10 protein-coding genes are annotated in these 18495 nt (G+C 42.3%); all 10 read right to left on the bottom strand.

Features of this window, described 5'->3' with window-relative positions:
• Positions 1–6 precede the first annotated feature (6 nt).
• Entirely contained in the window at positions 7–1185 is a 1179-nt protein-coding gene (locus JWR61_RS08400) for a hypothetical protein (RefSeq protein WP_301927400.1), read from the bottom strand.
• Between the two features lie 41 nt (positions 1186–1226).
• A complete protein-coding gene (locus JWR61_RS08395; protein ID WP_301927399.1) occupies positions 1227–2882 on the bottom strand; it encodes a RagB/SusD family nutrient uptake outer membrane protein in 1656 nt (551 codons plus the stop codon).
• 34 nt (positions 2883–2916) lie between these two features.
• Positions 2917–6333, bottom strand: coding sequence for a TonB-dependent receptor (locus JWR61_RS08390; RefSeq protein WP_301927398.1), 3417 nt, complete (start codon positions 6331–6333; stop codon positions 2917–2919).
• A 272-nt stretch (positions 6334–6605) separates the two neighbouring features.
• The gene (locus JWR61_RS08385) at positions 6606–7802 is read right to left on the bottom strand and encodes a FecR family protein (protein ID WP_301927397.1); all 1197 of its coding nucleotides are present in this window, start codon (positions 7800–7802) and stop codon (positions 6606–6608) included.
• An 89-nt stretch (positions 7803–7891) separates the two neighbouring features.
• The gene (locus JWR61_RS08380) at positions 7892–8488 is read right to left on the bottom strand and encodes an RNA polymerase sigma factor (RefSeq protein ID WP_301927396.1); all 597 of its coding nucleotides are present in this window, start codon (positions 8486–8488) and stop codon (positions 7892–7894) included.
• A 303-nt stretch (positions 8489–8791) separates the two neighbouring features.
• Complete coding sequence (locus tag JWR61_RS08375; RefSeq protein ID WP_301927395.1) at positions 8792–9889, bottom strand: acyltransferase family protein; 1098 nt, start codon at positions 9887–9889, stop codon at positions 8792–8794.
• Positions 9890–10015: 126 nt separating this feature from the next.
• Complete coding sequence (locus JWR61_RS08370) at positions 10016–12313, bottom strand: hypothetical protein (RefSeq protein ID WP_301927394.1); 2298 nt, start codon at positions 12311–12313, stop codon at positions 10016–10018.
• 20 nt (positions 12314–12333) lie between these two features.
• Positions 12334–14583: a hypothetical protein gene (locus tag JWR61_RS08365; protein WP_301927393.1), complete on the bottom strand. Its 2250-nt coding sequence runs from the start codon at positions 14581–14583 to the stop codon at positions 12334–12336.
• Between the two features lie 46 nt (positions 14584–14629).
• A complete protein-coding gene (locus JWR61_RS08360; RefSeq protein WP_301927392.1) occupies positions 14630–16699 on the bottom strand; it encodes a beta-N-acetylhexosaminidase in 2070 nt (689 codons plus the stop codon).
• Entirely contained in the window at positions 16700–18472 is a 1773-nt protein-coding gene (locus JWR61_RS08355; protein ID WP_301927391.1) for a SusD/RagB family nutrient-binding outer membrane lipoprotein, read from the bottom strand.
• Positions 18473–18495: the final 23 nt, after the last annotated feature.

Genomic DNA, 18495 nt, shown 5'->3' with positions numbered 1-18495 from the left:
GGAAATTTATTGAAGGACAGCAAGCTGGGCATACAGGTTACCAATCCTGTACTCATAATTAATTGAAGATCCCGGTACTATACTTACAACTTTTAAAATTCCGTAAAAAATGTCTGTGGCATTGGGTCCGTTTACGATTTTAAAAATATACACGCCTTCGCCTGAAGTGGGGTCGGCAGTTGCTGTTGGTGTTCCTGCCATGAAAGCCGTCATTATTTTATCTGAATTGTTTTCGTTGTACACGGCAAGTGTTGATTTAACAAAGGAAATACCCTTGCCGCCAACAGCCCATGCAGACCCTCCATGAATTGTTAATGAGCTATCATCAATGGCCATCATTGCCATGGCATTGCTTGCAGCTACCGCTCCGTTTACAAACATATTAACGCCGGCAGAAGCGCCACCCAATGTCATTTTCCCTGTTTTCTTAAATTGAAAATAAGGATTGCTGTTAAGTATTGTCTGGGTAACCGTATCAGAATAACTGCCTACCTGGGATATAAAGGCATAGTACATAGTATCTTTTCCAATAGCAAAGTCATCACCGGAAATAGGTACCTGCGATGTACCGGGAAAGCTGCCGACAGTTTGCCAGGGATCATTAATGCCATTCTTATTTTTTACCAGTACCGTACCGGCATAGGCTGCCAGTTTAGGTGCCACCTTAACCTCAAAATAAGCAGTACCGGCAGAACGAATAATAGGAACTACTTTATTATTGTATTTGGTACCTGAAACTGTGGTAGCTTTTACCATGGTAATTACTCTCATTGCAGACTCTGTCTTTCCGGCAAAAGTTACTGTTACCACGTCTCCTGCTTTTGTCATGGTAGCTTCGCTCCTGGTAAATTGTACAGACGCAGTAAAGTCAGCCGCTACGGTCACTTTTTTTTGCGTACCGGCAATAGGCAATAATTGCGTTGCGCTACCTGCGGGAGCCCCTGCCGGAACCTGCTGCTTTAGTAACTCCACCGTCATTTCATCGCCAGCTTTTGCATTGGGTAACACCGCATTGATTGTAAAATTATCATCCAAAGTACTGATGCCAGCAGACGTAGTACTTGCTACCGTGGTAATTATCACATTCCCGCTGCTATCTTTAGGAACATCGAAATAGTCTTGTTTGCTGCAGCTTTGCAACAATACAATTGCAGCTATTAATATGCACGTTATATTATTTTTCATTTTGTTCTGTATAAATTAGTTAATAAAGTTGTTGTTCCTTTTTACTGGCCAGCCTGTTTTGGCAGGTAGCTGAAATTCTGTAAGCATTTTGCGTTGTTGGCAATTTCAGCCTGAGAAATCGGTGACAGTAAATTCATAACAGAAAATTTAAAATTGAAGGTGACCGGCTGGTGACCAACAAAATTTTCAATACCAGAAAAGGCTCCAACACCATCTATCAAACATTTACGGGTACGGCGCTGATCCCAGATCATTTTATTTTCGAACACCAGCTCCCATGCTCTTTCACTAAAAATGGAAAGCAGGTTGATATCACCAATACGGTATGCAGGAAGTTGTGCCCTGGCTCTTACGGCATTGATCCCTTTCAGCACATCATCATCCGACACAGATATTCCATTTTGCCTTAAGGTCCAGTTTACTTCTGTCAGCATCAGCAAAATATCCGAATAGCGGTACAGGGTAAAATTTAAACCGCTATGACCGCCGGAGGTTTTAAAGGCTGCTGAATCATAATATTTAAAAACATAAGGCTGATCAAAACTTACGGGAGGATTGGTTGCATCATATTGCGTAGCTACATTATCCTTTGTATAAAACATTTGCCTTTCCTGCGTGCGTAAATCACCGGGCGCGTATGAATTATAATAGCCAATTGTTGGAATTAGTGTACCATATTCGGTAAGTGATGCTGCGTGCAGGGCCGGCGGAAGCAATGATCCCATAAAGCCTGTCATTTCATTTACACCTGATAAATATTGTATTTGAAATATTGATTCTCCTTTATTATTTAAAGAAGTATTATGCAGGTCACGATAGGTTGATACCATGGAATACCTGCCATATAATAAATTCAACTGCTCGGCTGCTTTTTGTAAAAAGCTTGTGGCACTTGGCGTGCTGACAGGGTAAGCGGTTTGGGAGAATGATCCGGCCGTACACCATGGTTTAGCAGGATCTGTTGCTACTTCCTGGTAAGGATAACCGGCGCAGGTAAGATAAACATCTGCCAAAATTGCCCTGGCAACCAGTTTACTGACATAGCCACCTGAACTAGGCGCATCTGCCAAACTACTGCTAACAGCGAACTCCAGATCAGGAATAATGATTTCGTCATAAATGGTTTTGAGCGATACCCGAGGTTGCTGAGACTCTGCGAATGTACTCAGCGCTGTATCCATTACAACATCACCATAATAACGTACCAGGTTAAAATAATACAGCGCCCTGAGCGTGCGTACCTGCCCCATGTAGTTTGACTTATCGGCAGGTGTCCACTCAATGATGCCCGGTATTTTTGCGATGGCATTATTACAGTCTTTAACACCCTGGTAATTGTTGTTCCAGAAATTGTCAAAATCAGAAAGCGTACTGCCCGCAAGTTGGTTGGTTTGAAATTTATTAACCATCGGATGGGAGTCAGACGACCATGCAAGCCCTGTCCAGTATTCCAATGTGGAAGGTAAATAGTTACCATAGTCGCCGGCAGCACCGGTATAAGTAGATAAAGCTCTGTAGCCGCCTACCACCAGGGCCGTACCTTCAGCCGCTGTAGTAAAAGTATAGTCTGAAGTAAGGTTAGCGGTTGGATTTTCTTTCAGGAATTTGGTACAACTACCTAGCATGATTACAAGCGCCAGTAACAGCAATGTGTTTTGTACAACTCCCTTATTTCTTTTCTTTATATTAAATTTCATGTTGTAATTTTTTAAAATGATGAGCTGCTAAAAATTATAAACTAACGTTCAGGCCGAAAGAATAAACCGATGGTGTAGGATACTGGTATTTATCAGTATTGGGTACCGTCGAAATATTTTTATCAAGTGAACTGCCCTGTGGGTCGTAGCCCGCGGCCTTCGTTATAAGGAAGAAATTAACTGCGCTCAGGTAAATCCTGATTCTCTGCATGTGCCACCTGGTCACCAATTTATCAGATAAGGTATATCCGAGAGTGGCGTTTGCACCCCTGATGAAAGAACCATCGTATATCATATGTGTATCTGGGAACGACTGGTAATAAGCACCACCATTACCTGGCCGCAACTGGGCAACCATGGAATTTTGTGCATCTGGCCGCCAAGCCGTTAACGTTGAATTTAAACCACCGGAAACCAACTGGCGATCTTCTGCAGATTCATGTACAAATGCCTTTTTAACGCCCTGGATAATTTGTATATCAAGACCGGCATCAAAGCTTTTATAGTTAACAGCGTTATGAAATCCAATCACCCAATCAGGAAATGCATTTCCCATTATACTGCCATCTGTCAGCAAATCAATTTTGCCATCGTTATTCTTGTCCAAAAATTTCAGGTCGCCTGGCCTTAAACCATAGCGGGCTGCTAATGATGCTTCCTGCGTGCTATATGTGCCTAAGCGGGTTAGTCCAAAAAATTCACCAATAGGTTGTCCAATCATAAATACAGAGGTACCATTACCTGCACCTGTCTGGCTGTAAATGGGCGCTCCTGTAGGGCCTAATTGTACAATTTTGTTTCGGTTGGCGGCTACGGTGATATCCGTATTCCATTTAAAATCCTTTGTGGAAATGTTCAATGTATTCACCGTAAATTCCCATCCCCTGTTTTGAACTTTACCATAATTCTCAATTACAGAACCGGTTGTGGTTGATAAAGGCAATGGTACATTCAGCAACATGTTGCTGGTTAATTTATCGTAATAATCAACCCCTATATTCAGGCGATCGTGAAAAAGTCCCAATTCAACACCTACATCTTTTTGGGTTGTTGTTTCCCATTTCAAATCGGGGTTAGCAACCGAGCTTGGGAAAAGGCCGATTTGAGTAGCGTTATTTAATACAACGTTAGCTGTACTGATGAATGGTTGCGTAACATAGCTACCAATTTCCTGGTTACCCGTACGACCGATACTTGCCCTGACTTTCAGGTTTGAGATCGCATCTACATTCTTCATGAAATTTTCCTGTGATGCTCTCCAGGCCACCCCTGCAGATGGAAAGAAGCCATATTTGTTGTTTGCTCCAAAACGGGATGAACCATCTTCACGACCCGTTACAGTAAGCACGTACTTGTCTTTGTATGTGTAATTGATCCTGGAGAAATAAGAATTCAATGTGTTGTTGCCATCGCTGCTGCCGGAGCCGGGACGGGCTGCTGCACCAGCACCCAAATTGGAGTACCCAAAGAAGTTGGAAAAGAATACAGAGTTGGAAGTATTCATATTCTGGTAAGAATTTTTGGACCAGGAAAGCCCTAAAATTGCACTCAGCATATGATTTTTACCAATCTTTTTATTGTAGTTAAAATAGTTTTCATTTTGCCAGAAGTAAGTTTGGCTTGCGTTTATAGAAGCACTACCATCACCTCCATATAATTTTCCGCTGTAACTATTGTTTTTATAATTGTTATAGTCGATCGAGAAATCACTCTTAAAGCTCAGGTCTTTTGTTATTTGCGCAACCGAAGTAAAACTACCTGTTACCTGGCCGATATTATTTTGCTGATAGATCTGTGATCTTCTGAATACTACATTGTACCATTGCTCACCAGTTTTAAAATCAAAGTTGGTTCCCCAGCGACCGGCGTATATTCCAAGTGAAGGATCCTGCGGATATTGTACCGGTAAAATAGACCATACTTCTGTAGCAGAACGGGTAATACCATCATCGCCGGTTGCCCTGCTTTTGTTAAAGCCTATTGAGGTTGATAACGTAAGCCATTTTAATGCTTTGATATCACCGGCAATTCTACCAGTGAGGCGTTTAAAGTAAGACTTCTTCATCAGGCCCCGCTCGTCGGTTGCTCCCAATGAAACTGAGAATTTAGCAACTTCATTGCCACCACGGATTGCTACATAATGGTTTTGAGACGTTGAGTTGGCGAACATCAGGTCTTCCCAATTGGTATCATATTTTGGTGCATAGCTTTTGCCATCCCTGCCAACCAATGGTATGGCATAGTTTCCCGCCGGAACCTGTTCAAACAACCAGGGCATTTCAGAAAAACTGGTGCTACCTGTGGTTGTGCCACGAAAATCATTTGCCGGTACTACCGATCCGAATTTGGTAGCGTTGTTCATTGATTGCAGATACAGGTACATCAACTGCTCTGCATTTAAAGCATATAAATGCCTTTGCAACGTATTTTCAGATACGGTACTGCTGATAGTGATTTGCGGTTTACCACTGGAGCCGCGTTTGGTAGTAATAATGATAACGCCGTTTGCGCCGCGGGCACCATAAATAGCAGTGGCCGATGCATCTTTTAAAACGTCGATTGAATTGATATCATTGGGGTTTAAAGTAGCTAAAGGATTTGCTACGCCTACTACTCCATCAACAACATATAATGGGTCGTTGCCTGCCGTAATAGAGTTTGTACCACGGATACGGATCAATGGGTTTTGTCCCGGAACACCACCACCCATATTGTTTACATCAACCCCTGCAATTTTATTTTGTAAGGCCTGGCCAACGTTTACAGTTGGTTTATCTAAAAGCCTTTTAGAGTTGATATTTGATACTGCGCCTGTAACGTCTTTTTTCCTGGCAGTACCATATCCTATAACCACCACTTCATTCATTCCCGACACTTCCTCTTCAAGCACAATAGTAAGCTCCTTTTGGTTACCTACTTTTACTCTTTTCTTTTGATACCCGATATTGGAAACTTCCAGCTCTATGCCTTTGTTGTCAGGTGCGTTTAGCGCAAAATGACCATCGGCATCTGTCGTGGTACCTATATTGGTTCCTGCTATTAACACAGAAACGTTTTGTAAAGGTTCTCCCTTTTGGTTTACCACCCTTCCGCGAATTTCAACAGGCGGAGGTAAAGCCATGACTTCATTTAATGCAGCAACCGCAGGCGCAGAAATCACTTTGTGTTGAATTACGATGGTGTTACTGACAATCGTATAAGTAAGCGGCTGGTCTTTAAGGCAAATTTTTAAGGCTTCATCCAGCGTTGCATTTTTAATCTTAACATCAATAGGATTGGTTTCTTCTACCAGGTCCTTATCAAAGAAAAACAAAAACGTTGTTTGTTGCTCAATTGACTTAAAGACTTCGGTTAAAGAAACATTTTTTTTTACGATGGTTACCTTCTGTGCATAACCATTTGCTGTTACCTGGAACGTAAAAAATAAGAGTAGGGGAATCGTTAATTTCATAATCATCAACATTTTGGCCTTTAGGGCTTTCGTGCCATTTTTGCTTTGGCAAGCGACGGTTAAAATCATAATTTTGACTTGTTTTGGTTAAGAAAATTGTTTGAGCGACAGTTTTATAGCCATAATTCGCCAGCAATGCAACGAACATTGCTGGCTTTTTTGCCATTAAGAAAGATGTATTAAAAGGGTATATGCAACCCATTCTATTAAAACATTAATAAATTATCCTGAAATTAATTTTGATTACCCGGTGAGTATAACCGGGTGGATGTTTACAGCACAATGATTTTTTTTCCTGCAACCAAAAACTTGACGTTGCTCAATTCCAGTATTCTCAATACTTCCGACAGTTCAACGTTCCTGTTTATTTTTCCTACAAACCTATGGTTGGGTACTTTGCCCGCATACTCAATTTCCACATCATACCAGCGTCCTATTTCCCGCATGATTGTTTTAATATCTGCTCCCTCAAACCGAAAAAGTCCATTCTTCCATGCCACTACCTCCGTTAAATCAACATTGCCTGTTTTAATGTGGTTACTTTTATTTTGTATCACTGCCTGCTGCCCCGGCTTCAGCAAGCCCGAAAGGTTACCCTGGCTTATTTGTACGCTGCCTTCCAGCAAGCTTGTTTTTGTTTCAGCTTCATCCTCATATGCATTCACATTAAAGTGGGTACCCAATACTGCAATCTTCATGGCGCCCGCCTTTACCTGGAAAGGCTTTGCTTTATTTTTTGCCACTTCAAAATAAGCCTCCCCGGTTAAGGTTACCTCACGCACGTTACCAGAAAATACGGTAGGATAGCGGATTTCGGAAGCGGCATTCAGCCAAACCCTGGTTCCGTCCGACAATATAACCTGGTATTGTCCTCCCCGCGGTGTAGAAAGTGTATTGTAAGTAATCTGTGTACCGTCGTTAAAAGATGCAGGTGCCTTATAAATTAATAAACCACCCAGCTTTTGTATATTGGTAGTCCCCTGCCTGGCAAGCTGTCCGTTTTGCATACTATCCAATATAATCGACTTGCCATCTGCAGTAGTAAGTATTGCCCTGTTTCGCCCGGGTAAAATGGGTGCCGGTTTTTCAGGTAATCTGGCCACTTGCTTTTTATCTTCCGCATTTCCGATGGTGCGCTCATTCTTTTCAAAAATAAAATACGCACCAACAAGTAAAATCAAAACCGAGGCAGCCAAACGCATCCAAAATGAAAAAACTGTTTCATTTTTTTTTACAGGAATAGCTGCATCGCCACCATCTTTTAAAATAGTTTTCAAAATGCTGGCCGCAGCGCTATCCGATAACTGTTTTTCACCAGCAGACTGCTGCATTAAACGGTCGATAACATCATGAACGAATACTTCGCTTTCGGGATCGGCCAGTATAGCCATCAATTCTTCCTCTTCCTGCCCGCTGCATTTATTTTTTATATAGCAATCCAATAAATATTCTAAACGCAATACTGACATAAATTAAACAGAGGTTACACATTTCATCAACCTTCCGTATGCAGGAGTATTTTTTGTATGGTCTTGGGTGGGTTGGGTGGAATCTTTTTTTAAAAAATTTGGATATACTTATGTATGCAGACAAAAAACAACATAAACGAGTTGAGGTGGAGCATACAAAAGGAGCGGATATTTTTCATGGCTTGTGCAAGATGAAACTTAACAGTTTCAGGCTGTAAATTAAGCTGGCAGGCCACTTCATTGCGTTTTAAACCATGATCCCTCATGAGCGTATATACTTCCCGCTGCTGATTTGGCAACCTGGCAATTGCCCTTTTTAACAATAAACTATATTCTTTTTCTATTACAAGATCAATAGTGTTATTATCCGCAATTAAATGATCTTCAACGGGCACTAAGGTAGTTGTATAATTTTGGGCGACTTGCTTTAAAACATGATACACATGGTTTCGTGTTATAACAAAAAGATACGCCTTAAAATTTTGGATGTCATTTAAACTGGCCCTCCTGAGCCATATCGTTAAAAATACATCCTGTACAATTTCCTCAGACAGTTCAACCGATTTCGCAAAAGTAAAAGCTATAGAATAAATAGCATCCCTGTGAATTTTAAACAATTGTTTAAAAGCTGTTTGATCGCCTTCTGAGACTTGTTTTAACAATGCCTTATCGCATTCTTGTGTCATTAGACTTGTTATTCAATGAGTATTATAGCAAAGCAATTTCAATTTTAAAAGTAGTGAATATTCCATACAGTTTTTATTTTGTTTTGTAATGAAATAATTATTTTTTTAAACATTCTTAATAAGCGAGTATCCCACTCGTTTAATAAAACATCTGTGTTGTCTCTTTCTATCTTTTAATCGCAGCAACATTCAGTCAAACTATCAATTATACCTTAATACATCTTACTTTTTAGTTGCTATTGCTGTCAAAAAAAGAAGTACGCATCAATATGATAAGGCAATTTTTTTTCACACATGGTTTCGTCAAAGCTTAATAAATAGCTTTCTTTTATAGAGCCACCAGGCGGGAATAAAATTGATGCAAACAAAAAGCAGGGCATATATTAAGCTCGCCAACTTTGGGTCTGCACCAGCGTTACTTAAACCATTAACAAATTTTTCATTTAAGGATGACCCTCCAAATTTTGCCACGTAAAAAAACAATGCCCATACATCAGCTAAAAAATAGATGGTGATTGCATTGGCGCCGAAAATAATTCCGGGCAGTGTGCCCCTTATTTTACCTTTTATATCAACCAAAAAATAAAGAGCGCCAAAAAGCAACGATGCAAACCCGGAGGTAACCAGCACAAAGGAACTGGTCCAAAGATTTTCATTTACCGGAAAAACCAATCCCCAGAAATAGCCTGTGATTGCAAGAAAAACGCCTGCTGTCATTAACCAGTTGATTTTTTCATCCGGACTTTTATCACTCAGCATCAAATGTCCGGCAAGCATCCCCGTTATGCAGGACACGACTGAAGTAAACGTCGTTAAGATACTTTCGGGGTCCCAGTTGCCACGCCACATTTTGCCGGGTAACAAATGATTGTCAACCAGCGCCACAATATTTACTCCCGGCTCCAGCATTACTTTTCCATAGCCGGGCATTGGAATACAGGTTATTAACAGCCAATACAAAACCAATGTAATAGCCGCAATCCAGGCCTGTTGTTTCCAGTTGGTATTCAGGTAAATAATCGCCGAAATAAAAAATACCACAGCAATTCGCTGCAGCGTTCCTGTCCACCGGATGTTATGAAAATCAAAAGCGGGCATCAGGTTTAAAAACATACCCACCGCATAAATTTTCAGCGACCGGGTAACTATTTTTTTATACATCGAACTCCGGCTAACATTCGCTTGCAGGCGTCTAGAATAAGCCAGCGCAATGGAAGCACCAACAAAAAACAAAAAGTAAGGTGCCACCTGGTCTGTAAAAGACAATCCATTCCACTCCGTATGACGCAGCGTAAAATAAACGGCGTCTTCGCTACCGGGATAGTTTACCATAATCATTGCTGCAATAGTAAAACCCCGTAATGCATCCAGTGAAATAAGCCGTTTGGTTTGAATAATCATTTACTATTCGATTTTCTTTCTAACAAAGTACATTTTGAGTTAGTGGTCAGTTGTCAGTTGTGAGTGATCAGACTCAGCAAACTACTCATCGCTCACAATTCACCTTTCACCACTCACCACTTACAACTAACGGCCAACTCCTTTATTCATCGGCCCTGCGGCGGCATGAACGTTGTTAACCGGCGCACTGATTATTTTTAGGTAGCGGCCCATCCAGTATGGTAATAACCAGATATCTCCCGCACTGTATTCTGTGATTCCATTGTCATCACCTCCATCCAAATCAAACCGGTTGGAGTTGTGCCGGTTAATCGGTAATTCATCCGGTGGCAACACTTCTTTAATTGTTTGATTGCGGAAATTTTGTGGAATAAATACAACGTCTTTTCTTTCACTGTTGGTTACTTTCCATTCAATCATGTCAAGCGGATATTTTTGCAGATACCAGGTTGCTTCATCCAGGTCAAATTGTTTTACGCCGGTGATGGCGGTAAAAATATCCCAGGCGGCTTCTTTCTCCGGCCGTTCAATTTGCCAGTGATCCAGGATAGATGCTTTAAATTTAGCTTTGAGCGTGTCATTTAACGCATACCGGTATAAACCCCAGTAACCCAAAAAATACATTTCATCATCTGAATGGTTCCAGCCATCTGAAAGAAGTTTAGCCAGGTCACCCGCATCGCCGGGAGCAAGACCAATTTCTTTCATCGGCCGCATCAGGTTTTCCAGGTAACCATATTTATTCATCAGTTCCAGCGCTTTTTCTTTAAAGATTTTTTTGCCGGTAAAATGATAGGCCGTTTGTAACATCGACACAATATTGGAAGAAGTAATCTTCCGGTCACCCACGTTTTTTGGCATTGCATTTACATATTCCGGGTTCCATCTCCCCCAACGGGTCGGCTCGCCGTTCCAGTCGATCATGTAAAACTGGTGGTCAACAATATGCTGCATCAGGCCATCCATTAACCGGATGGCTTTGGCCTTCATTGCAGGGTCATCAATTAATTCTGCTATGGCGCCAAAAACAAACATATGCCCAATGGCTTCGTCGCTGCTGGTGGTAGATTTCCAGTCCCATTCCGGATCTTCCGCGTGCTTCCACACCTGTGTATCTGCCACTGCATATCCTCTTCTTTCAAAAGAACGGGCAGGAAATCCTTTGATTTTAGTCACCGTGTACAACCGCTCAATTGCATCGAGTGATTCCCGGCAATTATCCAGTGCTTCCGGCGACTTGGTGGCCGCATACCGAAATACTTCGCCTCCCAGGTACATGCAGGTCCACAATCCATCATTGTCTGAATCTTCCAGTGAACCAGTATTCACATTACCATTTTTCATTCTTGTAATAGTAGCATTGAAACCATGGCGGATATGCCTGTCACGCACCTGCTGCTCATAATACATCGCTTTATCATGCAGTGTCATTGGCTCAAAATGTATTTCTCCCAGGCCCTTGCTTGTTAATACCAATACCGAATGATTGCTGCCCGCTGCAATATCGTTAACACTATTACCGGGCAGCCAGCGTTTTGAAGCATAGTATTTAAATTTACCATCCGGTTCCTGCGTAAATGCGCCGTTAACAGAGCCAAACCAAATTCGATTGTCAACGTTTTTTATTACGGTTAAATCGCGGCAAGGCAATGCGTTGTTTATTTCTGCTGACTTCTTTCCGGTACCACCATTCAATTTAAAATAGCCATTGTGTGTTCCAACCAATATTTCATTGATATTGCCTGCAAGACCGAAACAGGTTAACCCATCCCCCGTGTATTTAGGATATACTTTTTTATCGCCAGGGTTAAAAGCACTAATGCTCTTTGCTGTCAAAAGCCAGAACAGGTTGCTCTTTTTATCAAATAAAATATCAACCAGTTTTTCTTCGCTTTTCCATTCAAACAACAGTTTTGAATCCTTTATGTATTGTACAGAAGTACCGTTGGAAATTAAAAAGGAAAAATCGTCTCCGCCACTCAATAATGTAACATCGGGCATGGTATGAAGGCTGTATAGCTTCCCTGCCCAGGCATTGCTTAAGATGGCCTTATCGTCGGCAAATACAAATTGGTTTTGATACAGGCCAAGGCTGCTTATTTTCTTGTCAACGATAGGCAGATAGGATACATCAGGCACCAGCTGACCAGGATACAAAAACTGGCCGCCGGATCTTTTTAACAGTCCTCGTGAAGATTGAATCAATACAACTCCATTGCGATCGCTAAATACTTTTTTGAAAACAATATTGCCTGCATCTTTCATCCCATCGGGCGTATATTTTATACTATAAGCCTGCAACGAGGCTGTGTCCTTAAATACTGGAGGAACGGGTAAGCCACCGCCATCTGTAGCACCCATCTTCAACACATTAAAAAATAAACCTGCAAGCAACAAAAAACCAATCTTTCTTTTAATCATCATTATTATTTTATCCTTAAAAATTAATCAATCATGTTGAGATACCTGCCCATCCAGTAAGGGTACAGCCAAAACACCGGCTCACGCTCCACCATATCTGATCCGCCTGTTGCTGACCAGGGGTTGTTGTCCCAGCGCACCGTGTTTCTGATTTCCGGCGGTGGCAATTCACTTACCTGTAATTCATTTAACACCGGGGTATGTACCATATGAATATCTTCTCTTTTGGTATGATCAATATGCCAGTCCCTGAGATCAAGCGGTGTATTAATCAAAAAATCAAGGGATGCTTGCTGCTCTGCTTTTTTATCACGGGCATAACAGTATAAAAAATTGATCAGCGGGTTATGATCACCCTTCCGTTGTTCCATCCATTTGTCCATCAGCTGCTGATAAAAAGCCCGCAGCCGCTGGTCATTTTCGCAACGAATTAATATTGGAAATAAATAAGCCTGCATCGTAACATCAAAATAAATAAACCATGCAGGGTTCTGCTCTGTCAAAGCAGCCATATTCTCCAGGTAGTGTTCTTTACTGATCAGCTGCTGATAATGCTGCTGATATTTTTCGTCATTTGTACAATAATAAGCCAGCTTCAAAAATGCCAGCAACTCCATTGAATTCTCACTTCTATCCAGTTGCCATTCAGGATCTCTGTTCAATAATGCAGGCGACCACACGCCCCATCGGGTATGCGTTCCATCTGTATCCATCATGGTATAGTTGTGCGCAATTAAATGATCAACAAGTGACGCTACATGCTGTCGTACCAAGGCTTTCTCTTCTTCAGTGGCCGCCAGTTGATAATAAAAATAGTACCCCATCATATGGCCGCACCATTCGTCGCTGCTGGCATCGCCTTTCCATAACCATCGCCCGTCGGCTGATTTATGCCAGCGGGTTTCAACCGGTTTAAACCTGGGTTCATTCACCAGTTCTTCTGCCCTTTCTCTTGCCGTATACAAGCGGTTCGTGTCATGCACTTCTGCAGCCCAGCCAATGGGCACCATCGTCCGGGCAAAGTAACCGTCGCCGCCGGTGATGTCCTTTAATTCTTTTAAAAAATGAAATGCCTTTTTTGCTTTTTCTCTTGCATCTTCACTTTTGGTAACTGCAAACCGAAATGACTCCATGGCTAAATAGTTGCCTGTGTATTCCCCGTCATTGTCATCATCTTCAGGCGAACAATGAGCAGTATCGCCGGCTACTGCCATGCGGCACTGGCCCGATATCCATGGTTCCCTGATATGCCTTGCCATTTGAACGCCATAAAAATAATCCTCCTTTTGGGCAAGTGTTATCCATCTTTTTTTTATAACGCTTACACCGTTGGTTGTGGCGATCCACGCACTTCCTTCTTGGTCAAAAACAAGGTCATTTACCTGGTCATTTATCAGCCAGCGGCGGCTGAATAAAAGAGAGTGTTTGCCGCCGGGATAAAAACGAATTACGCCAACCTTTGTACCTATCCACATCACCTTGTCAGGAGACTGCTTTACACAACTCGTATAAATGGACGGGCAGCCATTGGCTGGCGTAATTGCAGTTTGCCGTTTGCCATTGCTGATAACAGAAACGCCTCCCAGCCCGGTAATCCATAGACTTTCTTTCTCATCAAACGCCAGCCCTTTCAGTTCTGCGCTTAACAAAATATCTGTTTTATAAAAATGATGAGTTGCTTTTTCCGTTACATGGTAAAGGCCTGCATCGCTGGTAATCCACAAGCCGGCTTTACCATCTGACACAACACCCCTCACGGAGCGGGCCACAGGATAATTTTTTTGAAGAAACTGATTGCCTGCATTCAACCAAACGCCTTGAGGTCCGAGTGCATACACCCCTTCTTTGGCTACACAAATCAGGGATACTGGCCCTGTTGTGCCGGGCATTTTGGTGAGCAGATTATGTTGAAATGTAAAAACGCCGTTCCAGTTGCCAATCCACAACGTGCCATTGCCATCAGTGGCTACGGCATAAGCAGGGCCTTTATCTTCCTCCTGAAATGGAAGCTCTGTCCATGTATTTGCGCCACTGGATTTTTCAAAAACACCTGCTTCAGTAGTTATAAAAACATTGGATGATTTATCCACGGCAATACTCCGGACGTTATTTTCAGCGCTGGTCTTTCCGATCGGATATGCCTCATGGTATTCCTGGAAAAATCCTTCCTTCCTATTGCTTTTGGCTGCTGTTGGAGTATGTGCAGTTATTTGTGCGCAGGCAGTTTTTAAACACCATGTTAAAAGAATTAAGCCAGTAAATTTTATCCTCATCAAACTTTGTTTTTTTCTTCACTTATAAAAAATGCAACTACTATTTCTATTGCTGTTTGCCCGCCGCAGCCGTAACTAATTTTTGTATGGTATCAACTATCTGTATTTCGCATCTGCCGCCCTGCATCCGTGCCTGTTTAATTACGACCAGTTGTTGTTTAAGCCATTCAGCATCCGCGGTTTTGTGTTGCTTTATGTATTCAATCGATTCCAGGCCAGCCTCCCCCAGCAAGGAAAGATGTTGTGATAATGGAGCAGCTTCCAGCAATACCGGCGAGTTCGCAAGCAGCTGTTTAAATGCTGCGTCATTTTCTTTCCAGAGGATCAATTGGTTCGTAATTTTTTTTTCCTTACCTGCGGATGAATTCATTAAAAATTGCTGCACGGATTTATTAAATATCCTTGGTAACGGCTGATCAGGCGTAGCGACATCAGCAATTTTTGTAAAGGGAGAAAATACCGTGTACATCGTATCGCCTTCGTTGCGATCGTATATTTTTAAGGGCTCCAGCACACTTACCAAAACCTCCAGTGCCTTAATATTATTTCCATTGCAAAGCTGCCGCATCATTGCCGGTTTATAAGTCAGGTGTTGCAGTCCGAGCGATTCAAGATGCAGGCTTACAATATCCAGCCGCCTGTACATATCATCAGTGTCGCTGACTGCTTTAGGAGACCATAATCTTTCCGCAATAGCAGCAGTTCTTGGCCATATTCTTGAGTCAACTGTTGTTGGTGTTATCAATTCGCTCCACATAGTTGCCTCACCTCCCAGAATCAATTTCTTTTCGTCCGGTGTCAGCTTCACGCTATCCGGTATGGGATCATTCTGGTAGTGATAAGAAGCTGGTTGCATCAAATCAATATAATAACCATAAGAAAGAATGGCTTTATATCCCTGCTTTACTGAACTATAAAAACTTTCGTTTCCCCGCCACGATTGAATGAAAATTTCCTTTGGCAAACCCGGATGAAACACCTCGTCCCACCCCATCATTTTTTTACCGGCTTTGCGAATGATGGGCAGTAAGCGCTGATTAAAATAAGTCTGTAAATCCATGGTCGTTTTCATGCCATGTGTCTGCATAAATTTTTTGATGTGCGGCACCGCTTCCCAATCTTTACCCGTGTTTTCATCGCCGCCAATATGAAAATATTCATCCGGAAAAAGGAAGGCCATTTCCGTAAACAGTTTCTCTAAAAACGGGTATACTTTTTCGTTGGTAGGGTCCAGCACCGGATCAAATACGCCAAAATATCTTTGTAATGAGTAGGTTCTATTAACGCTTGCCAGTTCAGGATAGGCCGTTAATATGGCCGTGGTATGCGCCGGCACAACAAATTCCGGCACCACACGAATGCCTCTTTGTGCTGCATATTTTACAATGGTTTTGATATCTTCCTGTGTGTAATAAATACCATCGGAAGCTACCTGCTGCAACCGGGGAAAAACTTTTGACTCCACTCTGAATCCCTGGTCGTTGCAAAGGTGCAGGTGCAGTACATTCATCTTGACCGCAGCCATTCCATCCAGCGTTCTTTTTACCACCTCCACTGGCATAAAATGCAGGGCCACATCCAGCAATAAACCACGCCAGGCAAAACGGGGATGGTCTTTAACAGACACTGCCGGAATGTAATATCCGGCAGCATCTGTACTAACCAATTGTATTAAAGTTTCCAATGCATGAATGGCGCCCAAATCAGTGACAGCGGTAACAAGCACTTGCCGTCCACTGGTTTCAATTACATAACTTTCATCTTCCCCCAGTTTCAGCAATCCGTTGCGTTGTATAGTAACAAGCAAGGTTGCTGTTGACTTATCCTGCTGCCGCGTTACAAATTCCTGTTTATCCAGGAAAATACCTGTTTTGTTACTCAGCCGTCTTACAAACCGGCTGGCTTCTGCATATATCCGGTCGTTGGCGGTGCCGGATATTGCAACCCGAAATTGCTGATCAATTGCGATCCTGCCGGTTGTTGCCGCCTGTATTGCAAAAGGTGCCGGCATCAAATTATAGGTGTTATTTACCTGGCCATAACACAACAGGCTAAAAATAACCGCGATAGCTGACAAAGCTCCTTTCTGCCTTATGGTGTAAGCGCTGTACTTCATTTACCAGGGCTTACCAGTTCCGTCAACCAACCAGAATTTTGACCAGGAGCTATTGTTGCCGTCTGTACCTACGTAAGAAGATGGTTTTAATTTGGCTATTGCCGCATCACCATTGGCTGCATTGTTTTGCAGTTCTGTATTGTCGTACGCAAAACGAAGTGGGATAGCGCCCCGGTACGAAGCCCATCCTACGTTGAGTGTGGGGTAACCAGTTCTTCTCCAATCCATAAATGCTTCGTTACAAGCCTGCCACGAAGCAATCCATTTTTGTTCTATAATTCTTTGCAGTGTATTATTGAACTTAACTGATGGCTGTGCGATATAGCTGGCGAAATCTTTTACGCAGCCATAATAATCATTTACATCTGACTGGTAGTCGCTGAAAACTTTCCATGTATCAAAACTTGCCTGTACGCCTTTGTTATACCAATCTTCTGCGGTACCATTTACATTCCATCCTTTTAACGCAGCTTCCGCTAAATCAAAACATACTTCACTGTAGGTTAACAGTTTTTGATTGAGCAAATCACCGGTTGGGTTATCGTAAATATCTCTTCTCAGGTAAGACACATAATCATTTAAAGAAGTAGACTGCGTGCCGGTTCCGTTGATATTGTATTCAAAATCGAAATTGCTGTAGCTGATCGGAATTCCCACATACCTTGCTGAAGTATCGTACAAACTGTAGATACTGGCTGCAACCGCACCGTATGGCCTGTCCTGCGCATAAGTCGCTGTATCAAACTGTTTAAATTTAGAAGCGGCGGCGGCGGCAGGGTTAATATAACGTATGCCATTGACTACGTTCAGCAAAGTTGTATTATCGCCGGGTGCAAATTTAGCTGCATCTACTACTGACCGGGTTACAACAGGTTCGGCCATTATCACAATCCGTGGATCTTTTAACGCTTTTAGTTTCATTGTCAACGTACCGCACATTTTGTTTCTGTTATAGCCGGAAGGGCCATTGAACTTTGAACAAAACTGGTAAGACGTTCCCTGGTCTGCGCCTGGTAAAGGCATTACCCAACTGCCGTCATTATCTGCTATTACTTTAGACGCAATGGCTTCAACATTTGCTTTTACATCCATTTTAGAAGATACCCGCATGTAATATCGTAGTAAGAGTGAATAGGCCAGCTTTTGCCATTTTGCAGGATCACCTCCATAAAAAACATCCGAAGACATGGTGACACCCGTAATTTCAGGATGATCAGTTGTACTGCCATCCAGCAGCGGAACGGCCGCCTGCAGATCTGCAATTACACGTGCATAAATTGCTTCCTGTGAATCAAAAGCAGGATATAGATTTTCGCTTCCGTTTTGGTCGCCGTTCAGTGCCATAGAATCTGGTGCATCTCCCCAAACATCAGCGATATTACCAAAGTTAAAAGCCCTCATGGTTAACGCCACTCCCTGGTGAAATTTCCAGTCGTTGGTCTGCGCTTTTTGCAGCAACAGTTTATTGTCTCTTAATATCGAATAATTACCTGCCCATGATTCTGGACCCCACTGGTAACCACTAAACGTATTGCCAAATGCATCCTGGTAAGTTTGCTGCATGGCGCCGGAAAATATTCCGGAACCGTAGTTTCCGTACCACATGGCTGATTGCGTAAGCACATTTGCCATTAGGTAATCCGGTGAGGCGACTGAAGGTGTAATAGAGTTGGGATCGGTGTTGAGCACATCAAACTTTTTACATGAATTGCCCAGCGTGATTATTGCAAAGAAAACGCACATAACCAGAACTACTTTTTTTGCGCTTTTCATTTTTTTCATTTTTTTGATATTAC

Origin of the sequence: Ferruginibacter sp. (assembly GCF_028288465.1) — a bacterium.
GTDB lineage: Bacteria > Bacteroidota > Bacteroidia > Chitinophagales > Chitinophagaceae > Ferruginibacter.
The sequence above is the reverse complement of the archived record's forward strand: the minus strand, read 5'-3'. Positions and strand labels throughout refer to the sequence as shown.